Origin of the sequence: Streptomyces sp. TLI_053 (assembly GCF_900105395.1) — a bacterium.
Classification (GTDB): Bacteria; Actinomycetota; Actinomycetes; order Streptomycetales; family Streptomycetaceae; genus Kitasatospora.
The window spans coordinates 3,589,170-3,608,337 of sequence record NZ_LT629775.1 but is presented as its reverse complement, the minus strand read 5'-3'; the positions used below and the strand labels follow the sequence as shown (position 1 = coordinate 3,608,337).

Genomic DNA, 19,168 nt, shown 5'->3' with positions numbered 1-19,168 from the left:
CCCTGCGGCTCTCCCGTCCTGCCGCCCTCGGCCCAACTGCTCTGCCGCTCTCCCTCCGTCCCGCCCTTTCGTCCGGCTGGACGCGGTGGAGTGGCCGCGCGGGCGAACGCTACTCCGTGTCCAACCCGGTCGGTGCGCCGCCCGCCCTACCCTCGATTGCGGCTCCACCTCCGTGGGGTCCTGACGACGACGAGGAGAGGCCGGTACCACGGTGACCACCACGTACGATTTCTGGCTGGCCGGCCGCCGGGCGAGCGGCGATGCCGACTTCGAGGTGCACAACAGCTGGGACGGCCGCCTGGTCGGCAAGGTGAGCATCCCCACCGAGGCGCAGGTCGAGGAGGCCCTGGAGGCCGCCGTCGCCGCGCTGCCGGTGTTCGCCGCGACCCCGGCGCACGTGCGTTCCGCCGCTCTGGACCACGTGGCCCGGCGGCTGGCCGAGCGCACCGAGGAGATCGCCCGACTGATCACCGCGGAGAACGGCAAGCCGATCAAGTGGGCCCGCGGCGAGGTCGGCCGTGCCGTCTCGGTGTTCCGCTGGGCCGCCGAGGAGGCCCGCCGGACCAACGGCGAGACCATGCGGCTGGACACCGACCCGGGCGGCGTGGGCCGTTTCGCGCTGGTGCGCCGCTTCCCGCGCGGCGTGGTGCTGGGCATCGCCCCGTTCAACTTCCCGCTGAACCTGGTCGCCCACAAGGTCGCCCCGGCGATCGCGGTCGGCGCGCCGATCATCCTCAAGCCGGCTCCGGCGACCCCGCTGTCGGCCATGGTGCTGGGCGAGATCCTGGCCGAGACCGACCTGCCTGCCGGTTCCTGGAGCGTCCTGCCGGTCCCGAACGACCGGATGCCGGCCCTGGTGCAGGACCCGCGGCTGCCGGTGATCTCCTTCACCGGTTCGGACAAGGTCGGCTACCAGATCATGGACTCGGTGCCGCGCAAGCACACCACCCTGGAGCTGGGCGGCAACGCCGCGGCCGTGGTGCTCGCCGACTGGTCCTCCGAGGCGGACCTGGACTGGGCGGCCACCCGGATCGCGATGTTCGCCAACTACCAGGGCGGCCAGTCCTGCATCTCGGTGCAGCGGGTGATCGCCGACGCCTCGGTCTACGACGCGCTGCTGGAGAAGGTCGTCGCCAAGGTGGGCGACCAGGTCACCGGTGACCCGAACGACGACGCCACGGACGTCGGCCCGCTGGTCGACGAGAACGCGGCGAAGCGGGTCGAGGCCTGGGTGGACGACGCGGTCGCCAAGGGCGCGAAGCTGCTCGCCGGCGGCACCCGCGAGGGCGCGACCTACGCCCCGACCGTGCTGGCCGAGCTGCCGGCGGACGCGATCCTGGCCACCTGCGAGGTGTTCGGCCCGGTGCTGTCGCTGCACCGGGTGGACGGTGTGGACGAGGCCTTCGCCGCCGTCAACGACTCGCCGTTCGGCCTGCAGGCGGGCGTGTTCACGCACGACCTGCAGACCGCCTTCCGGGCCCACCGGGAGCTGGAGGTCGGCGGCGTGATCATCGGCGACGCGCCGTCCTACCGCGCCGACCAGATGCCGTACGGCGGCGTCAAGGACTCCGGCGTCGGCCGTGAGGGCGTCAAGTACGCGATGGACGACTACACCGTCGAGAAGGTCATGGTCCTCAGCGGCCTGGACCTCTGAGACACCTGCTGACGAAGGGCCCGGCCGCCGCGCGGTCGGGCCCTTCGGCGTACCCGGGGTGCCGGGGGGCGCTCAGCCGCGCCCGGCGACGGCCGCGACGGCCTCGGCGACGGTGGCGTCGCCGGCGACCAGGTCCAGGGTCTTCCCGGCGGTGCCGGGTTCGTGCAGCAGCGCGGCCAGCACGGCGGCGACGTCCCGCCGGTCCACGGCGCCGCGCGGGAGGCCGGGTGCGAGCCGGACCAGCCCGGTGCCGGGTCCGTCGGTGAGGCGGCCGGGGCGCAGCACCGTCCAGTCCAGGCCGGGGCGGGCCCGGACGGCGTCGTCGGCGGCGCCCTTGGCCCGCAGATAGGTCTGGAAGCCCTCGTCGGCGGGGTACTCGGCCCGGGCGTCGGCACCCATCGAGGAGACGATCAGGTAGCGGCGGACACCGGCGAGTTCGGCGGCGTCGGCGAGCAGGACGGCGGCGTCCCGGTCGACGGTGAGCTTGCGGGCGGCGCCGCTGCCCGGTCCGGCGCCGGCGGCGAACACCACGGCGTCGGCGCCGTCGAGCAGCCGGGCGAGTTCCGGCGCGGTGGCGGCCTCCAGGTCGAGCAGCAGCGGTTCGGCGCCGGCGGCGACGAGGTCCTCGGCGTGTTCGGGGCGGCGGATGATTCCGGCGGGCCGGTCGCCCCGGTCGGCGAGCAGCCGTTCCAGTCGGAGGGCGATCTGTCCGTGGCCCCCGGCGATGACGATGCGCATGGCTCCGACGGTAGCCCGGGGCGGGGGCGCCGTCCTGGGGAAGCGGTGCGGTGGGTCCGGGGAAGCGGCGCGGTGGATCGGGGGAACCCGTGGTGCGGGGGAGGGGGCCGGGCAGGCCACAATGGGCGCATGACTTCGCTCGCCCACCCGCAGCTGCGGTTCACCCCCGAGGTGACCGACCCCTCCGGCCCCCGGGAGCTGGTGATCCTCGGCTCCACCGGTTCGATCGGCACCCAGGCCGTCGACGTGGTCCTCCGCAATCCCGACCGGTTCCGGGTGGTGGCCCTGTCGGCCGCCGGCGGCCGGGTCGAGCTGCTCGCCGAGCAGGCGGTCCGGCTGGGCGTGCGCGCCGTGGCGGTGGCCGATCCGGCGGCCGAGCCGGCGCTGCGCGAGGCGCTGGCGGCGAAGGCCGCGGGCGGTCCGCTGCCGACCGTGCTGGCGGGTCCGGACGCGGCGACCGAGCTGGCGGCGACGGAGTGCCACTCGGTGCTGAACGGCATCACCGGGTCGATCGGGCTGGGCCCGACGCTGGCGGCGCTGCGGGCCGGCCGGGTGCTGGTGCTGGCCAACAAGGAGTCGCTGATCGTCGGCGGCCCGCTGGTGAAGGCGGTGGCGCGGCCGGGGCAGATCGTCCCGGTGGACTCCGAGCACGCCGCGCTGTTCCAGGCGCTGGCCGGTGGCACCCGGGCCGAGGTCCGCAAGCTGGTGGTGACCGCCAGCGGCGGCCCGTTCCGCGGCCGCGGCCGGGCGGAGCTGGCCGGGGTGACCCCCGCCGACGCGCTGGCGCACCCGACCTGGGCGATGGGACCGGTCGTCACGATCAACTCGGCCACCCTGGTGAACAAGGGCCTGGAGGTGATCGAGGCGCACCTGCTCTACGACGTGCCGTTCGACCGGATCGAGGTCGTGGTCCATCCGCAGTCGGTCGTGCACTCGATGGTGGAGTTCACGGACGGTTCGACGCTGGCGCAGGCGAGTCCGCCGGACATGCGGATGCCGATCGCGCTCGGCCTGGGCTGGCCGGACCGGGTCCCGGACGCGGCTCCGGGCTGCGACTGGACGAAGGCCGCGACCTGGGAGTTCTTCCCGCTGGACGACGAGGCCTTCCCGGCGGTCGAGCTGGCCCGCGAGGTCGGCACCCTGGGCGGTACCTGCCCGGCCGTGTTCAACGCCGCGAACGAGGAGTGCGTGGAGGCCTTCCTGAAGGGCCGCCTCGCCTTCACCGGGATCGTGGACACTGTGGCGAAGGTCGTCGCCGAGCACGGTGCGCCGGCCGGGGGAACTTCGCTGACGGTGGAGGACGTCCTGCACGCGGAGGACTGGGCGCGCGCCCAGGCCCGCGAGCTGGCGGCGGGCTGACGGTCCGCCCGCACGGGCGGTACCACCGGGGCGGGGCCGTCCGGACGGCCCCGCCCGGAGGACCGGTACGACGACAGGACGATCGGAGCGGAATGACGGAGGCGCAGCGGTGGCAACGGTGATGACGGTGGTCGGCATCCTGGTCTTCGTACTGGGACTGCTCTTCTCGATCGCCTGGCACGAGCTCGGCCACCTCTCCACGGCCAAGCTGTTCGGCATTCGGGTGCCGCAGTACATGGTCGGCTTCGGGCCGACGGTCTGGTCGCGGAAGAAGGGCGAGACCGAGTACGGCCTCAAGGCGGTCCCCCTGGGCGGGTACATCCGGATGATCGGGATGTTCCCGCCCGGTGCGGACGGGCGGATCACCCAGCGCTCGACCTCGCCCTGGCGGTCCATGATCGAGGACGCCCGGGAGGCCTCCTACGAGGAGGTGAAGGAGGGCGACGAGTCCCGGCTGTTCTACACGCGCAAGCCGTGGAAGCGCGTGATCGTCATGTTCGCCGGGCCGTTCATGAACCTGCTGCTCTCGTTCGGGCTCTTCCTGACCGTGATGATGGGCTTCGGCGTCTCGATGGCGGTGCCGACCATCGGCACCGTCTCGGAGTGCGTGGTCAAGGCCGGACAGGCGACCGACACCTGCCCGGCGGACGCCCCGGCGGCGCCCGCCTTCCAGGCCGGGCTGAAGCCGGGCGACCGGGTGGTGTCCTTCGACGGCGACCGGATCGGCAGCTACGAGCAGCTCCAGGGCGACATCCGGAAGTCGGCCGGCAAGCGGGTCGAGCTGGTGGTCGAGCGCGACGGGCAGCGGGTGACCCTCGAGCCGACGATCGCCGTCAACGACGTGCAGAAGTACGACGCCGAGGGCCTGCCGGTCAAGGGCGAGACGGTGCGGGCCGGCTTCCTCGGCTTCACCCCGACCACGGGCGTGGTCCGGCTCGGCCTCGGCCAGTCCGTCGACCGGATGTACGACATGGCGGAGAACGGCGTGGAGTCGCTGGCCGCGCTGCCCGGCAAGATCCCCGGACTGTGGCACTCGGTGGTCGACGGCACCCCGCGCGAGATGGACTCCCCGATCGGCATGGTCGGCGCGGCCAGGGTGAGCGGCGAGGTGTTCTCGCTGGACATCCCCGGCAGCCAGCGGGTCGCCTACTTCGTGAACCTGCTCGCCGGGATCAACCTCTCGTTGTTCCTGTTCAACATGCTGCCGCTGCTGCCGCTGGACGGCGGCCACATCGCGGGCGCGGTCTGGGAGTCGGTCCGCCGCCGGTTCGCACGCCTGTTCCGCCGCCCCGACCCCGGTCCGTTCGACGTGGCCCGGCTGATGCCGCTCGCGTACGTGGTGGCCAGCGTCTTCATCGGCTTCACCCTGCTGGTGCTGGTCGCCGACCTGGTCAACCCGGTCAAGATCAGTTAGAGCGACCGGCCGGTGGGTGCGCGGGCGCCCGTTCCCGTGCCGTACCGTTGGAACCCGGGCGCGCGATCGTCGGCGCGCCCGGGTTCGGTCGTCCCAGCGGCCGGGCCGACCACACATCGACCCCGGGGAACCCTGCGCACATGACCGCGATCTCGCTCGGTATTCCGTCCCTGCCGCTCAAGCCGCTCGCCAAGCGCCGGGTCTCCCGTCAGATCATGGTCGGCAACGTGCCGGTCGGCGGCGACGCCCCCGTCTCGGTGCAGTCCATGACCACCACGCTGACCTCGGACATCAACGCCACCCTGCAGCAGATCGCGGAACTCACCGCCTCCGGCTGCCAGATCGTGCGGGTCGCCGTCCCCTCCCAGGACGACGCGGACGCGCTGCCGATCATCGCGAAGAAGTCGCAGATCCCGGTGATCGCCGACATCCACTTCCAGCCGAAGTACGTCTTCGCCGCGATCGACGCCGGCTGCGCCGCGGTCCGGGTCAACCCGGGCAACATCAAGGCGTTCGACGACAAGGTCGGCGAGATCGCCAAGGCCGCCAAGGGCGCCGGGGTGCCGATCCGGATCGGCGTCAACGCCGGTTCGCTCGACAAGCGCCTGCTGGAGAAGTACGGCCGGGCCACCCCCGAGGCGCTGGTGGAGTCCGCGCTGTGGGAGTGCTCGCTGTTCGAGGAGCACGACTTCCGCGACATCAAGATCTCGGTCAAGCACAACGACCCGGTCGTGATGATCAACGCCTACCGCCAGCTCGCCGCCGCCTGCGACTACCCGCTGCACCTCGGCGTCACCGAGGCCGGCCCCGCCTTCCAGGGCACCATCAAGTCCGCGGTCGCCTTCGGCGCGCTGCTGGCCGAGGGCATCGGCGACACCATCCGGGTCTCGCTGAGCGCCCCGCCGGCCGAGGAGATCAAGGTCGGCAACCAGATCCTGGAGTCGCTCGGCCTGCGCCAGCGCGGTCTGGAGATCGTCTCCTGCCCGTCCTGCGGCCGCGCCCAGGTGGACGTCTACAAGCTCGCCGAGGAGGTCACGGCCGGCCTGGAGGGCATGAACGTGCCGCTGCGCGTCGCGGTCATGGGCTGCGTCGTCAACGGCCCGGGCGAGGCCCGCGAGGCCGACCTCGGGGTCGCCTCCGGCAACGGCAAGGGTCAGATCTTCGTCAAGGGCGAGGTCATCAAGACCGTCCCCGAGTCCAAGATCGTGGAGACCCTGATCGAGGAGGCGTTCAAGATCGCCGAGCAGATGGAGTCGGAGGGCGTCGAGTCCGGCGCGCCGACCGTCACCGCCGGCGAGTGACCCACCCCGGTGTCGGGTAGGTCCGCGCTGTTCTTCCGGAAGCGGGGCCGTCCGTGCGCGGACGGCCCCGCGGCCGTGCCCGGGTGGGGGCAGGGAGTAGGGTGCGGCCACCGTCGTCTCAGTAAGGTGCTGTCTCGATGCTCGATCGAGGTGTGATGCTCCCCAGCTCGTTCCAGGCCGCCCGCGCCCTGGCGACCACCCGCGTGCTGGAACCGCCGGACCTCGCCGACGCCCTCGCCGTGCTCCACCGCGACCCCGTCGCGAACGCCTTCGTGGCCACCCGGGTGGAGGCCGTCGGCCTCGACCCCTGGCGGCTCGGCGGCGAGATGTGGGGCTGGTACGACGAGCACGGCGAACTCGACGCGCTCTGCTACGCCGGCGCCAACCTCGTCCTGGTGGACGCCGGTCCGCAGGCCGTCCAGGCCTTCGCCGAACGCGCCCGCCGACAGGGGCGCCGCTGCTCCTCCATCGTGGGCCCGGCCGGGCCCACGTCGGCCCTGTGGGCGCTGCTGGAGCGCAGCTGGGGGCCCGCCCGCGAAGTCAGGGCGCACCAGCCGCTGCTCGCCACCACGGTGCCGTCCGCCGAGATCGCCCCGGACCCGCGGGTGCGGCGGGTGCGGCGGGACGAGGTCGACATCCTGATGCCGGCCTGCGTGGCGATGTTCACCGAGGAGGTCGGGGTCTCCCCGCTGGCCGGTGACGGCGGGCTGCTGTACCAGGCCCGGGTCGCCGAACTCGTCACCACCGGAAGGTCGTTCGCCCGCTTCGGCGAGGACGGCGAGGTCGTGTTCAAGGCCGAGATCGGGGCCGTCACCGAGGGCGCCTGCCAGATCCAGGGGGTCTGGGTCGCGCCCGGGCACCGGGGGCAGGGCATCTCCGAGACCGGGATGGCCGCGGTGCTGGAGGTCGCGCTGCGCGAGGTCGCGCCGGTGGTCTCGCTGTACGTCAACGACTACAACCTGCGGGCGCGGGCCTCCTACCGGCGGGTGGGGTTCCGGGAGGTCGGGGCGTTCATGAGCGTGCTGTTCTGACGCCGGACCGGCAGCCGGGCGCCGGGTTGCCGGTGCGGGCCGCGTGGCGGGTGGGCGGGGGGTAACGTCCGGGGCATGGAACGGGTGACTGGGGTGATGGCGGGGTGACCGGGGTGACTGGGCCGGCCGGAGTGACCGGGCCGGCCGGGGTGCGGATCGAGGCGATCGACCTCGCGGCATGGGCCCCGCAGGCGCTCGACGTCCAGGCGGTGGCCTTCGGGCTCACCCCCGAGGAGGTCATGGTCCGGCTCCACATCGTCGGACGGCACGCCCAGCAGCCCGGGGTGATCGCGCTCGGGGCGGTGAGCGGCGGCCGGCTGGTCGGCTTCGGGTACGGGATGCCGAACCGGCGCGACCACTGGTGGAGCACGGTGATCGAGCCCTACCTCGTCGCCCGCGGGCACGGGGCCTGGCTGGACGGCGTCTTCGCCGTCACCGAACTGCACGTGCTGCCGGAGTTCCAGGGGCGCGGCGTCGGCTCGGCGCTGATCCGCACGCTGACCGCGCGCTCGGGGGCGGACCGCAGCATCCTCTCCGCGATCGACGCCGAGACACCGGCCCGGCGGCTCTACCGCTCGCTGGGCTACCGGGACCTCGCGCGGGCCGTGCACTTCCCGAACACCGAGCGGCGCTACGCGGTGATGGGGGCTCCGCTGCCGTTGCGCGGCGCGGGCGGCGCGGACGCGGTTCAGAGCGCGCCGGCGAACTCCAGGTAGAGCTCGGCGTCGGGGCGGCGGCCCTCGGCGAGGGCGGCGCCGGCGAGGTCGACGGCGCGGACCAGGGTCCAGCCGCGGAGCCGGTCCCGGTCCACCTCCAGGGCCTCGGCGAGCTGGTGCAGCCGACGCCGGACGGCGGCCGGCAGACCGGGGGAGCCGACCAGGGTGTCGGCGCGGTCCAGGGCGAGGCGGGCCAGGTCGTAGGCGCGTTCGCCGACCAGCGGCCGGGGGTCGATCGCGAGCCAGGGCGCGCGGTCGGCGGCGAGCACGTTGCCGTGGTGGAAGTCGCCGTGCAGCAGGAACTCCTCGGCGGCGGAGGCGGCGAGGGCGGCGGCCGTCTCCTGCGCCTCGGCGAGCAGCGGTCCGGCCTCGGCCGGGAGCTCCGGGACAGTGCCGGCGGGCGCCGGGGCGGGGAGGCCGGGGAAGGCGTGCTCCGGGGGGACGGGGGTCCAGAGCCGGTGGAGCAGGCTGGTGGCCTCCAGCATGGCCTTGGGCTCGGCGAGGGAGCGCAGCGGGATCCCGCCGTGCAGGCGCTCCAGGAGGAGGACGGTCGTCCCGGGGTCGGGGGCCGCCGTGCCGAGGAGCAGGACGGCGCCGCGGCCGGCCCAGAGGGTGAGGGCCTCGGCCTCGTGGGCGGTGGCGGGGGTGCGGAGGGAGACCTTGAGGACGGCCGGAGCGAGGTCGTCGTCGCGGTGCACAAGGGCGACCAGGGCGAGCGAGCCGCCGGGGTCCAGGACGCGGTCCAGGGTCAGGCGCAGCCGGGCGAGTTCGGCGGTGACCAGGGCCGGGAGGGCGGCCAGCCAGCGGTCCGCCTCCCCGGGGCGGACGGCGGCCACGCCCCGCGCGAGCCGGTCGGGGACGGTGATCTGCCCTGGTGCTGCCGACATGCCGGCCTTTCGGTAGCGGTTCCCCCGTGGTGGTACGCCTCCATTGTCGGTGATGGGAGGGCCGGGGGCCGCTGGGGCGGAGCGCGGACCGGGCCCCGGCTACGGGGTGGGGGTACCCGTTCCGGCGGCGGTGGGGGTACTCGTTCCGGCGGGGGTGTCGGTGATGCCGGGGAAGGCGGTGGGGGCGGCGCCCCACTGGTGGGCGCGGAGCGCGGATTCGCGCAGGGCGTCGGCGGCCAGCGGCCGCTGGGGGGTGGGAACGGCGGCGACCAGATCGGCGTAGACCGTGGTCAGGCGGGTTTCCAGATGGGCGGCGAGGCGGCCGGCGGAGGCCGCGTCGGCGACCGGGAAGGGCAGCTGGTAGCCGGCGGCCGCCGGGTCGGGAGTGGCACCGGCGCCGGTGAGCAGGCGCTGCCAGGCGTCACGGCGGGCCTGGTGGGCGGCCAGGGAGGTGCGGGCCGCGGTGCGCTGCCCGTCGTCGGTGAGGCGGGCGCCGACCACGCCGTAGCCGTAGACGGCGGCGTGCTCGGCGCCGAGGGCGGCCTGGAAGGGGGCGGCCGTGGCGTCGGCCGACGCGGAGGCGGTGGTGGACGCGGACGGCGGGACGGAGGCGGACGGCGCCGGGGCGGCGGCCGCGGCCGGGGCGGCGTCGCCGAGGGCCACGGCGTGCAGGACCCCGGCCGCGGAGACCGAGGCCAGCAGGCGGGCGAGCGCCGGGGAGGCGGCGCCCAGGTCGGCCAGCCGGGCCTGGGCGGTCTGGCGTTCGAGCGAGGCCAGCGCGGCGGTGGTGGGCACGGCGGCGGCCGTCGTGGCCGGGGTGGCACCGGGCGCGGCGGTGCCCGACGTCCCGGTGCCCGACGTCCCGGCGCCGGGGGTGCCGGTGCCGGTGGAGGACGTCGGCGCCGGGGTGGCGGTGTCCAGGGCCGCGCGGTGGCGGGCGACGTCCTCGCGCAGCGGCTGGAGCTGGGGGGCCTGCGGGAGCAGGGCGTCGTAGGCCGCCAGCAGGGTGTCGGTGGCGTCCAGGGCGCGTCGGCGGACCGGCTCGTCGGGGTCGGGGCGGCTGTGGTCGCCCGCCGGGCGGCCGGGGTCCCGGTGGGGTGCGTCGGTGCACGCGGTCAGCGCTGCGCCGGTGAGGAGCAGCCCGAGGGCCAGGAAGGTCCGTCGGCCGGTCGGCTGCATGGGTGTCACTCCGGGGGCGGGTACGGGAGGACGGCCTGCCCTCGCTGGCGTGAATGATTACAGAATCCTCACCTGCGTGGGTCCGGATTGCCCTCCCGGCGGGCGCGGGCGGCCCGTGTGAGCTTGCTCGCACCGGGCCGGGCGCCCCCGGCGCCGCCGGGGGCGGAATCGGTGGTTGGGCGGTTCACCGGCTAGGCTTTGGGCCGAGCTGCCGCGACCCGGCCGCGCGCCGGAACGGCGCCGGTGGGTGCGGTGCGACCTTCCGACAACAGCAGACGCGGCCGAGGAGTCCACCCGGATGAGCACCACCCACATCGACCGGCTGCGTGCGTTGCTGGAGCCGCTGGCCGCGCAGTCGGGCCTGGACCTGGAGGACGTCAAGGTCACCCAGGCGGGCAGCCGCCGCCAGGTGCAGATCGACGTGGACGCCGACGGCGGCGTGGACCTGGACACCGTCGCCGAGTTCAGCCGGGTGGTCGGCGAGGCCCTGGACGCGTCGGACGTGATGGGTTCCGGCGCGTACGTGCTGGAGGTCGGTTCGCCGGGCGCGGAGCGTCCGCTGGAGCTGCCCCGGCACTGGATCCGGGCCGAGGGCCGGCTGGCCGCCGTCCACCTGGTCGACGGCGGGGAGATCGTCGCCCGGGTGCTCGCGGCCGACGAGGACGGCGCACTGGTCGAGGTGCAGCCGGTCAAGGGCCGCGGCCGGGCCAAGGAGCGCCGGCTGGAGTACGCCGAGGTCGCCCGGGCCCGGGTCCAGGTCGAATTCAACCGCAAGGACGACGAGCAGCTCGACGAGCTGCTCGAAGACGGTGACGACGGTGCGGAGTGACGACCTGCGCACCGACCGCACCGTGAAGAACGTGACGAAAGACGAGGAGGCGTAGCCGTGGACATCGACATGAGTGCCCTGCGCACGCTGGTCAGCGAGAAGAACATCCCCTTCGGCCTCGTGGTCGAGTCGATCGAGTCGGCCCTCCTCACCGCGTACCACCGCACCGAGGGCTCGCGCCGCCGCGCCCGGGTCGAGCTGGACCGCAAGTCCGGCCATGTGACGGTCTGGGCCACCGAGGACGCGTCGGAGCTGGACGAGGGCGTCGAGCCGAAGGAGTTCGACGACACCCCGAGCGGCTTCGGCCGGATCGCCTCCAGCATCGGCATGCAGGTCATGATGCAGCGGCTGCGCGACGCCGCCGACGACCAGACCTTCGGCGAGTACGCGGGCAAGGAGGGCGACATCGTCACCGGTGTCGTCCAGCAGGGCAACGACCCGAAGAACGTGCTGGTCGACATCGGCAAGCTCGAGGCCATCCTGCCGCCGCAGGAGCAGGTCCCGGGCGAGGACTACCGGCACGGCACCCGGCTGAAGTGCTACGTGGTGGCCGTGCGCCGGGGCGTCCGCGGGGCGTCGGTGACGCTGTCGCGCACCCACCCCAACCTGGTCCGCAAGCTGTTCGCGCTGGAGGTCCCGGAGATCGCGGACGGCAGCGTCGAGATCGCCGCGATCGCCCGTGAGGCCGGCCACCGGACGAAGATCGCGGTCTGGTCGCGCCGCCAGGGGCTGAACGCCAAGGGCGCCTGCATCGGCCCGATGGGCGCCCGGGTGCGCGCGGTGATGGGCGAGCTGCACGGCGAGAAGATCGACATCGTCGACTGGTCGGAGGACCCGCGCGAGATGGTCGCCGCCGCGCTGTCCCCCGCCCGGGTGACGAGTGTGGAGATCGTCGACCTGGCGCAGCGCTCCGCACGGGTGATCGTGCCGGACTACCAGCTGTCGCTGGCGATCGGCAAGGAGGGGCAGAACGCCCGTCTGGCCGCCCGCCTCACGGGCTGGCGGATCGACATCCGGCCGGACACCGAGGGCGCCGAGCCGCAGGCCCCGGCCGAGTAGTCGTTGTCGTCGGAGCCCCCCGCCGTTCCCCCGGAATCGGCGGGGCGGCGCCATGTCCCTCCGGAGGGGTAGACTTGCCTTCGTCTGGCCGGACGCATGTCCGAGCACGCCCGGAACGCACCTGCGTGGGCTGCCGCAAGCGCGCGGCCAAGCACCAGCTGTTGCGTGTCACGGCGGTCGAGGGCGTCTGCGTCCCCGATCCACGTGGCGCACTGCCGGGCCGGGGAGCGCATCTGCACCCCGAACCGGCCTGTCTCGACCTCGCGGTCCGCCGACGGGCGTTCCCCCGGGCCTTCCGGCTCCAGGGCGCGCTCGACACCGAGCGGCTCCGCGGGTTCATCGAGGAGCGGGTGAGCGACAGCTCCCCGTGACAGCGCGCCGCTAGCGCGGCGGAGAACCACCGCAACAAGCACGGCGCACGGGCAGCCGTACGTCGTGCCACCAGTCAGGTACCTCGCGATGTGGAAGTAGGTCGAGATTGCGATGAGCACTCGATGAGTACGCGATGAGTACGCGATGGGTACGCCCATGAAGTAGCGACAGTCCGGCGGACGAGACCCCCGGACTCATAGACAGGAGTGAAGTGGCTAAGGTCCGGGTTTACGAGCTCGCCAAGGAGCTCGGTTTGGAGAGCAAGGCCGTGATGGCCAAGCTCACCGAGCTGGGTGAGTTCGTCCGTTCGGCGTCCTCGACGATCGAGGCGCCGGTCGTGCGCAAGTTGACTGACGCGCTTGGCGTTGCCCCCACCGGTGGTGGCTCTGCTGCCAAGCCGGGCCCGCGGAAGCCCGCGGCGCCCCAGCCCTCGGCCGGTCCGGCCGCGGGCGCACCCAAGCCGGGTGCTCCGACCCCGGGTCCGCGCCCCAGCGCGACCCCCGGTCCCCGTCCGACCCCTGCGGCCGCGGCCCCCGCGGCTCCGGCCGCGCCCGCCGCCGCTGCCGCGCCCCGGCCGGCCGGTGCTCCGGCACCGGGCCCGCGCCCGGCGCCGCGTCCCGCGGCTGCGGCCCCGGCCGCTCCGGCGGCCGAGTTCTCCTCCCCGGCCCCGGTCTCCGGTGACGCCGAGGCCGCGCGTCCGGCCGCCCAGGCCCCGCGTTCCGCCGGCCCCGCCGCCGGTGCTCCGGCCGCCGGCAGCGGTGCCCGTCCGGGCCCGCGTCCGGCCGGTCCGCGTCCGGGCAACAACCCGTTCACCTCGGGCAGCGCCACCGGCATGGCCCGCCCCGGCGACCGTCGTCCCGGCGCGCCGGGCGCGCGTCCGGGTGCTCCGGCCGGCCAGGGCGGCGACCGTCCCCGTCCGGGCGGCGACCGTCCGCGTCCGGGTGGCCAGGGTGCTCCGGGTGCCGGTGCTCCCCGTCCGGGTGGCGACCGTCCCCGTCCCGGTGGCGACCGTCCGCGTCCGGGTGGCCAGGGTGCTCCGGGTGCCGGTGCTCCCCGTCCGGGTGGCGACCGTCCCCGTCCCGGCGGCCAGGGCGCCCCGGGCGCCGGTGGCCCCGGTGCCGGTGCTCCGCGTCCCGACGGCATGCCCCGTCCGGCCGGCCCGCGTCCGACCCCGTCGGGCATGCCGCGACCGAACCCGGGCATGATGCCGCAGCGTCCGGCCGGTCCGGGCCCGCGTCCCGGCCCGGGTGGCCGTGGTCCGGGTGGCCCCGGTGGCCGTCCGGGTGGTCCGGGTGCCGGCGGCGCCCGTCCGGGCTTCCAGGGCCGTCCGGCCGGTCCGGGCTCGCGTCCGGCCGGTGGCGGCTTCGGCGGCCCCCGTCCCGGTGGCGGTGCCCCCGGCGGTGGCGGTGGCTTCGGTCCGCGTCCGGGTGGCTTCGGCGGCCGTCCCGGTGGCCCGGGTGCCCGTGGTGGCACGCAGGGTGCCTTCGGCCGCGGCCCCGGTGGCCGTCCGGCCCGTGGTCGCAAGTCGAAGCGGGCGAAGCGCCAGGAGTACGAGGCCATGCAGGCCCCGTCCGTCGGCGGTGTGATGCTGCCTCGCGGCAACGGCCAGACCGTTCGCCTGTCGAGCGGCGCCTCGCTGATGGACTTCGCGGAGAAGATCAACGCCAACCCGGCCGCGCTCGTCTCCGTGATGTTCAACCTCGGTGAGATGGTCACCGCGACGCAGTCGGTCTCCGACGCGACGCTGCAGCTGCTGGCCGACGAGATGGGCTTCCAGCTCGAGATCGTCAGCCGGGACGACGAGGACCGCGAGCTGCTGGAGTCGTTCGACATCGACTTCGGTGCCAACGAGGGCGACGAGGACCAGCTGGCCCCGCGCCCGCCGGTCGTCACCGTCATGGGTCACGTCGACCACGGTAAGACCCGCCTGCTGGACGCCATCCGCAAGTCCAACGTGGTGGCCGGCGAGGCCGGTGGCATCACCCAGCACATCGGTGCGTACCAGGTGGTCACCGAGGTGAACGGCGAGTCCCGCCCGATCACCTTCCTCGACACCCCGGGTCACGAGGCGTTCTCCGCCATGCGTGCCCGTGGTGCCAAGTCCACCGACATCGCGATCCTGGTGGTCGCGGCCAACGACGGTGTCATGCCGCAGACGGTCGAGGCGCTCAACCACGCCAAGGCCGCGGGTGTGCCGATCGTGGTCGCCGTCAACAAGATCGACGTCGAGGGCGCCGACCCGACGAAGGTCCGCGGTCAGCTGACCGAGTTCGGTCTGGTGGCCGAGGAGTACGGCGGCGACACCATGTTCGTCGACATCTCCGCGCGCCAGGGCCTCAACATCGAGCAGCTGCTGGAGGCCGTGGTCCTGACCGCGGACGCCTCGCTCGACCTGCGGGCCAACCCCGAGCAGGACGCGCAGGGTATCGCCATCGAGGCCCACCTCGACAAGGGTCGCGGTGCCATGGCGACCGTCCTCGTGCAGCGCGGTACCCTCCGCGTCGGCGACTCGATCGTGGTCGGCGACGCCTACGGCCGCGTCCGCGCGATGCTGGACGAGAACGGCAACAGCCTCGCCGAGGCCGGCCCGTCCCGCCCGGTGCTGCTGCTCGGTCTGACCTCGGTGCCCCGCGCCGGCGACAGCTTCATCGTCGTCGACGAGGACCGCACCGCCCGCCAGATCGCCGAGAAGCGCTCGGCCCGCGACCGCAACGCCGCCTTCGCGCAGCGTCGGGTCCGGGTGTCCCTGGAGGACCTGGACAAGGCCATCGCCGCCGGCTCCATCGAGCAGCTCAACCTCATCATCAAGGGTGACGTCTCCGGTTCGGTGGAAGCCCTCGAGGACGCCCTCGTCAAGCTGGACGTGGGCGAGGAGGTCGAGCTCCGGGTCCTGCACCGCGGTGTGGGTGCCATCACCGAGTCCGACGTGGACCTGGCGATGGGCTCGGACGCCATCATCATCGGCTTCAACGTGCGTGCCGAAGGCCGTGCGCGCGCTGCCGCCGACAAGGAAGGCGTGGACGTCCGGTACTACTCGGTCATCTACCAGGCGATCGAGGAGATCGAGAACGCCCTCAAGGGCAAGCTCAAGCCGGAGTACGAGGAGGTGCGCCTCGGCGCCGCGGAGATCCGCGAGGTCTTCCGCTCCTCCAAGTTCGGCAACATCGCCGGTGTCCTGGTCCGCGACGGCATCATCCGCCGCAACACCAAGGCCCGCCTGCTGCGCGACGGCAAGGTCGTGGCGGAGAGCCTCACCATCGAGGGTCTGCGTCGCTTCAAGGACGACGCGACCGAGGTCCGCGAGGGCTTCGAGGCCGGTGTGACCCTGGGGTCGTTCAACGACATCAAGGTCGACGACATCATCGAGACCTACGAGATGCGCGAGAAGCCGCGCGCGTAAGCGAGTGGCTGCCGGGGCCGGTCGACGGGTGGTATTTCCGTCGACCGGCCCCGGTCCTGCTGTGTAGGGTCCGGGGAGCGGTCCCGTTCGGGAACCGCTCCCCGAGGCCTTCCAGGTCGGCTCTGACCTGTCACACATGTTCGTGGGAACACTCACCTTCGACCTGCTGCTGGGCGACGTCCACTCGCTCAAGGAGAAGCGGTCGATCGTGCGGCCCATCGTGGCCGAACTGCAGCGCAAGTACAGCGTGTGCGCTGCCGAGACCGGGAACCAGGATCTGCACCGCCGGGCCGAGATCGGTCTCGCGGTGGTGTCCGGCGAAGCCGGGTACGTCACCGAGATCCTGGACAGCTGTGAGCGGTTGGTCGCCGGCCGCCCCGAGGTTCAGCTGCTCTCCGCCAGGAGGCGCTACCACAACGACGACGACGAATGAGAACTGTGGAAGCGGACGGCGCGAGTCGCCGTTCTCACACAGATCAGGACCGAGAGCGCCCACAAGGCTGGGCGCGGGCCGGTACTTTGGGGCAGGGGCCCCGATGGGCGAGCAGCAACGCCCGAGTACCCGGCCCACTGCACGAGGAGGCAACGTGACCGACACCGCAAGGGCGCGCAAGCTCGCCGACCGCATCCAGGTGGTCGTCGCCCAGACCCTGGAGCGCCGGATCAAGGACCCGCGACTCGGGTTCGTGACCATCACGGACGCCCGGGTGACCGGGGACCTGCGCGAGGCCACCGTCTTCTACACGGTCTTCGGCGACGACACCGAGCGCGAGGCCACGGCCGCCGCGCTGGAGAGCGCCAAGGGCGTGCTCCGCTCCGAGGTCGGCAAGCAGACCGGGGTGCGCTTCACCCCGACGCTGACCTTCGTCGCGGACGCCCTGCCGGAGAACGCCAGGAACATCGACGACCTGCTCGACCGGGCCCGGGCCATCGACGCCGCGGTGCGCACCAGCGCCGCGGGCGCGACCTTCGCCGGCGACGCGGACCCGTACAAGGTTCCGGCGTCCGAGCGTGACGACGAGGACGAGTAGTCATGGCGGGTGAGCCGGCGGCGGCCGGTTCGGCAGCCGGTACCGGTTCGACCACGGGGGCATCCTCCACCGACACGGTGGAGGGTGCCCTCGCGGTGCTTCCGGGGCCGCGCGCCGAGGAGAGCGGGTTCGAGCTGCTGTGGCAGCAGGTGGTCGCCGAGATCGGCCGGGCCCGCTCGATCGACCTGATCTGCCACATCTGCCCGGACGGCGACGCGCTCGGCTCCGCGCTGGCGGCCGGGCTGGCCCTGAAGGGCCTCGGCAAGGAGGTCCGGGTCTCGTTCGGCGACGATCCGCAGATCGTCCCCGAGTCGCTGGCCTTCCTGCCCGGCCAGGAGCTGATCGTGCCGGCCTCGGCGGTGCCCGACGTCCCCGAGCTGGTGCTCTGCTTCGACGTCGCCGCGGAGAGCCGGCTGGGCCTCCTGCACGACAAGGCCTTCGCGGCCCCGGTGCTGGTCGTCCTCGACCACCACGCCTCCAATCCCGGGTTCGGTACCCACCAGCTGATCGACCCGGAGGCCCCGGCCACCGCCGTGCTGGTGGACGAGCTGCTGCGCCGGCTGGGCGTCGAGCTGGACCAGTCCCTGGCCACCTGCCTGTACACCGGTGTGGCGACCGACACCGGCTCGTTCCGGTACCGGGCGACCACGCCCGCGACCCACGAGCTGGCCGGGCGGCTGCTGGCCACCGGCATCCGGCACGACCTCATCTCGCGGCAGTTGTGGGACACCTCCTCCTTCGGCTACCTCAAGGTGCTGGCGGGCGCGCTCGACCGGGCCGTCTACGAGCCGGACGCGGCGGAGGGCCTCGGCCTGGTGTGGACCTGGGTGCCGTACCAGGAGCTGGTGCTGTTCAGCGTGACCGTCGAGGAGATCGAGGGTCTGATCGACATCCTGCGCCGCCCGGCCGAGGCCGAGGTGGCGCTGGTGCTCAAGCAGGACCCGGACGGCACCCTGCGCGGCTCCTCCCGTTCCAAGGGGGCGGTGGACGTCGCGGCCGCCTGCGCCGAACTGGGCGGCGGCGGTCACGTCTACGCGGCCGGATTCTCCGCCCGGGAGGACGTGGACACGGTGGTGCGGCGGTTCCGCACCGCGCTGCGGGTCCGCCGGGACTGATCCGTCCGCGCCCCGCCGGCCGCCGTCGGCCGCCGGTCGTGCTGCGTGGTCGGCGGGGGCGTGCGGTCGGTAGGTTGGCAGCCTGTGGTTGATCGTTTTGTACAGGGCTTTGACAGAAAGAACTCGATGAAGCGCAAAGGCACCGGTCCGGACGGCCTGGTCATCGTCGACAAGCCGGAGGGCATCACCTCGCACGGGGTGGTCGCGAAGCTGCGGTGGCTGGCCGGGACGCGGAAGGTCGGCCACGCCGGCACCCTCGACCCGATGGCCACCGGCGTACTGGTGATCGGGGTCGAGCGGGCCACCCGGCTGCTCGGCCATCTGATGCTCACCGCCAAGACCTACGAGGCGACCGTCCGGCTCGGCCAGACCACCGTCACCGACGACCGGGAGGGCGAGGTCACCGCCTCGACCCCGGCCGACGGGGTGACCGAGGAGGCCGTCGCCGCCGGCGTCGCGGCGCTCACCGGCGAGATCATGCAGGTCCCGTCCAAGGTCAGTGCGATCAAGATCGACGGCAAGCGTTCCTACGCCCGGGTGCGCGAGGGCGAGGACTTCGAGCTGGCCGCCCGGCCGACCACCGTCCACTCCTTCACCGTGCACGAGCGGCGCGCCGCGGTCGCGGAGGACGGCACGCCGGTGGTCGACCTGGACGTCACCGTGGAGTGCTCCTCCGGTACCTACATCCGGGCGCTGGCCCGGGACCTCGGTGCCGGGCTCGGCGTCGGCGGGCACCTGACCGCGCTGCGGCGCACCAGGGTCGGGCCGTACGGGGTCGAGTCGGCGCACACCCTGGAGCAGCTGGAGGCCTCGGTGACCGGCGACGCGGCCACCGGGCTGGACGTGCTGCCGATCGCCGCCGCGGCGGCGGCCGCCTTCCCGCGCTGGGACCTCGACGCCGACCAGGCGAAGCAGCTGTCCCACGGTGCCCGGCTGAAGGCCCCGGGCATGGGCGTGGACGGGCCGATCGCGGTGTTCGGGCCGGACGGCACCTTCCTGGCGCTGGTGGAGGAGCAGGCCGGCCAGGCCCGGCCGGTCGCCGTTTTCGTCGGCTGAACCGCGTGGTGCCCGCGCTGCACCGGG

17 protein-coding genes are annotated in these 19,168 nt (G+C 73.8%); 14 read left to right on the top strand and 3 right to left on the bottom strand.

Going from position 1 to position 19,168, the window contains the following annotated elements; translation table 11 throughout:
* Positions 1 to 211: 211 nt before the first annotated feature.
* Positions 212 to 1,654, top strand: coding sequence for an aldehyde dehydrogenase family protein (locus BLU95_RS14235; protein WP_093860341.1), 1,443 nt, complete (start codon positions 212 to 214; stop codon positions 1,652 to 1,654).
* A gap of 72 nt (positions 1,655 to 1,726) precedes the next feature.
* On the opposite strand, the gene BLU95_RS14230 is transcribed toward BLU95_RS14235, so the two are convergent.
* Positions 1,727 to 2,392 (bottom strand): NAD(P)H-binding protein, encoded by a 666-nt coding sequence (locus BLU95_RS14230; RefSeq protein WP_093860340.1) that lies wholly within the window; start codon positions 2,390 to 2,392, stop codon positions 1,727 to 1,729.
* A gap of 129 nt (positions 2,393 to 2,521) precedes the next feature.
* On the opposite strand from BLU95_RS14230, the gene dxr reads away from it, so the two are divergent.
* The 5 genes from dxr (at position 2,522) to BLU95_RS14205 (ending at position 8,213) form a co-directional block, all read left to right on the top strand.
* Complete coding sequence (dxr, locus tag BLU95_RS14225) at positions 2,522 to 3,751, top strand: 1-deoxy-D-xylulose-5-phosphate reductoisomerase (RefSeq protein WP_093860339.1); 1,230 nt, start codon at positions 2,522 to 2,524, stop codon at positions 3,749 to 3,751.
* A gap of 109 nt (positions 3,752 to 3,860) precedes the next feature.
* Positions 3,861 to 5,165: a M50 family metallopeptidase gene (locus tag BLU95_RS14220; protein WP_093860338.1), complete on the top strand. Its 1,305-nt coding sequence runs from the start codon at positions 3,861 to 3,863 to the stop codon at positions 5,163 to 5,165.
* Positions 5,166 to 5,305: 140 nt separating this feature from the next.
* Positions 5,306 to 6,466, top strand: coding sequence for a flavodoxin-dependent (E)-4-hydroxy-3-methylbut-2-enyl-diphosphate synthase (gene ispG / locus BLU95_RS14215; protein WP_030397739.1), 1,161 nt, complete (start codon positions 5,306 to 5,308; stop codon positions 6,464 to 6,466).
* A gap of 155 nt (positions 6,467 to 6,621) precedes the next feature.
* A complete protein-coding gene (locus tag BLU95_RS14210; RefSeq protein ID WP_093860337.1) occupies positions 6,622 to 7,497 on the top strand; it encodes a GNAT family N-acetyltransferase in 876 nt (291 codons plus the stop codon).
* 113 nt (positions 7,498 to 7,610) lie between these two features.
* On the top strand, positions 7,611 to 8,213 hold the full coding sequence (locus BLU95_RS14205; protein ID WP_093864874.1) for a GNAT family N-acetyltransferase: 603 nt from the start codon (positions 7,611 to 7,613) through the stop codon (positions 8,211 to 8,213).
* Here the strand turns inward: BLU95_RS14205 and BLU95_RS14200 are convergent.
* Entirely contained in the window at positions 8,186 to 9,100 is a 915-nt protein-coding gene (locus tag BLU95_RS14200) for an aminoglycoside phosphotransferase family protein (RefSeq protein ID WP_093860336.1), read from the bottom strand. The two genes, BLU95_RS14205 and BLU95_RS14200, sit on opposite strands and share 28 nt — an antisense overlap.
* A 99-nt stretch (positions 9,101 to 9,199) precedes the next feature.
* Entirely contained in the window at positions 9,200 to 10,279 is a 1,080-nt protein-coding gene (locus BLU95_RS45555; protein WP_093860335.1) for a ferritin-like domain-containing protein, read from the bottom strand.
* A 298-nt stretch (positions 10,280 to 10,577) separates the two neighbouring features.
* Here BLU95_RS45555 and rimP point away from each other — a divergent pair, with 298 nt between their 5' ends.
* The 8 genes from rimP (at position 10,578) to truB (ending at position 19,141) form a co-directional block, all read left to right on the top strand.
* Positions 10,578 to 11,108 carry a ribosome maturation factor RimP gene (gene rimP, locus BLU95_RS14190; RefSeq protein ID WP_093860334.1) on the top strand — a complete coding sequence of 177 codons (531 nt, stop codon included), beginning with the start codon at positions 10,578 to 10,580 and terminating at the stop codon, positions 11,106 to 11,108.
* Positions 11,109 to 11,165: 57 nt separating this feature from the next.
* Positions 11,166 to 12,167, top strand: a complete 1,002-nt coding sequence (gene nusA / locus BLU95_RS14185) for a transcription termination factor NusA (protein WP_093860333.1) — start codon at positions 11,166 to 11,168, stop codon at positions 12,165 to 12,167.
* 125 nt (positions 12,168 to 12,292) lie between these two features.
* Positions 12,293 to 12,538, top strand: coding sequence for a YlxR family protein (locus BLU95_RS14180; RefSeq protein ID WP_043471274.1), 246 nt, complete (start codon positions 12,293 to 12,295; stop codon positions 12,536 to 12,538).
* Positions 12,539 to 12,750: 212 nt separating this feature from the next.
* Complete coding sequence (infB, locus tag BLU95_RS14175; protein ID WP_093860332.1) at positions 12,751 to 15,939, top strand: translation initiation factor IF-2; 3,189 nt, start codon at positions 12,751 to 12,753, stop codon at positions 15,937 to 15,939.
* A 136-nt stretch (positions 15,940 to 16,075) separates the two neighbouring features.
* On the top strand, positions 16,076 to 16,372 hold the full coding sequence (locus tag BLU95_RS14170) for a DUF503 domain-containing protein (protein ID WP_030397729.1): 297 nt from the start codon (positions 16,076 to 16,078) through the stop codon (positions 16,370 to 16,372).
* A 154-nt stretch (positions 16,373 to 16,526) separates the two neighbouring features.
* A complete protein-coding gene (rbfA, locus tag BLU95_RS14165) occupies positions 16,527 to 16,970 on the top strand; it encodes a 30S ribosome-binding factor RbfA (RefSeq protein ID WP_093860331.1) in 444 nt (147 codons plus the stop codon).
* A 2-nt stretch (positions 16,971 to 16,972) separates the two neighbouring features.
* Complete coding sequence (locus tag BLU95_RS14160) at positions 16,973 to 18,085, top strand: DHH family phosphoesterase (RefSeq protein WP_093860330.1); 1,113 nt, start codon at positions 16,973 to 16,975, stop codon at positions 18,083 to 18,085.
* Positions 18,086 to 18,211: 126 nt separating this feature from the next.
* Positions 18,212 to 19,141 carry a tRNA pseudouridine(55) synthase TruB gene (gene truB / locus BLU95_RS14155; protein WP_093860329.1) on the top strand — a complete coding sequence of 310 codons (930 nt, stop codon included), beginning with the start codon at positions 18,212 to 18,214 and terminating at the stop codon, positions 19,139 to 19,141.
* The last annotated feature ends 27 nt before the right edge of the window (positions 19,142 to 19,168 follow it).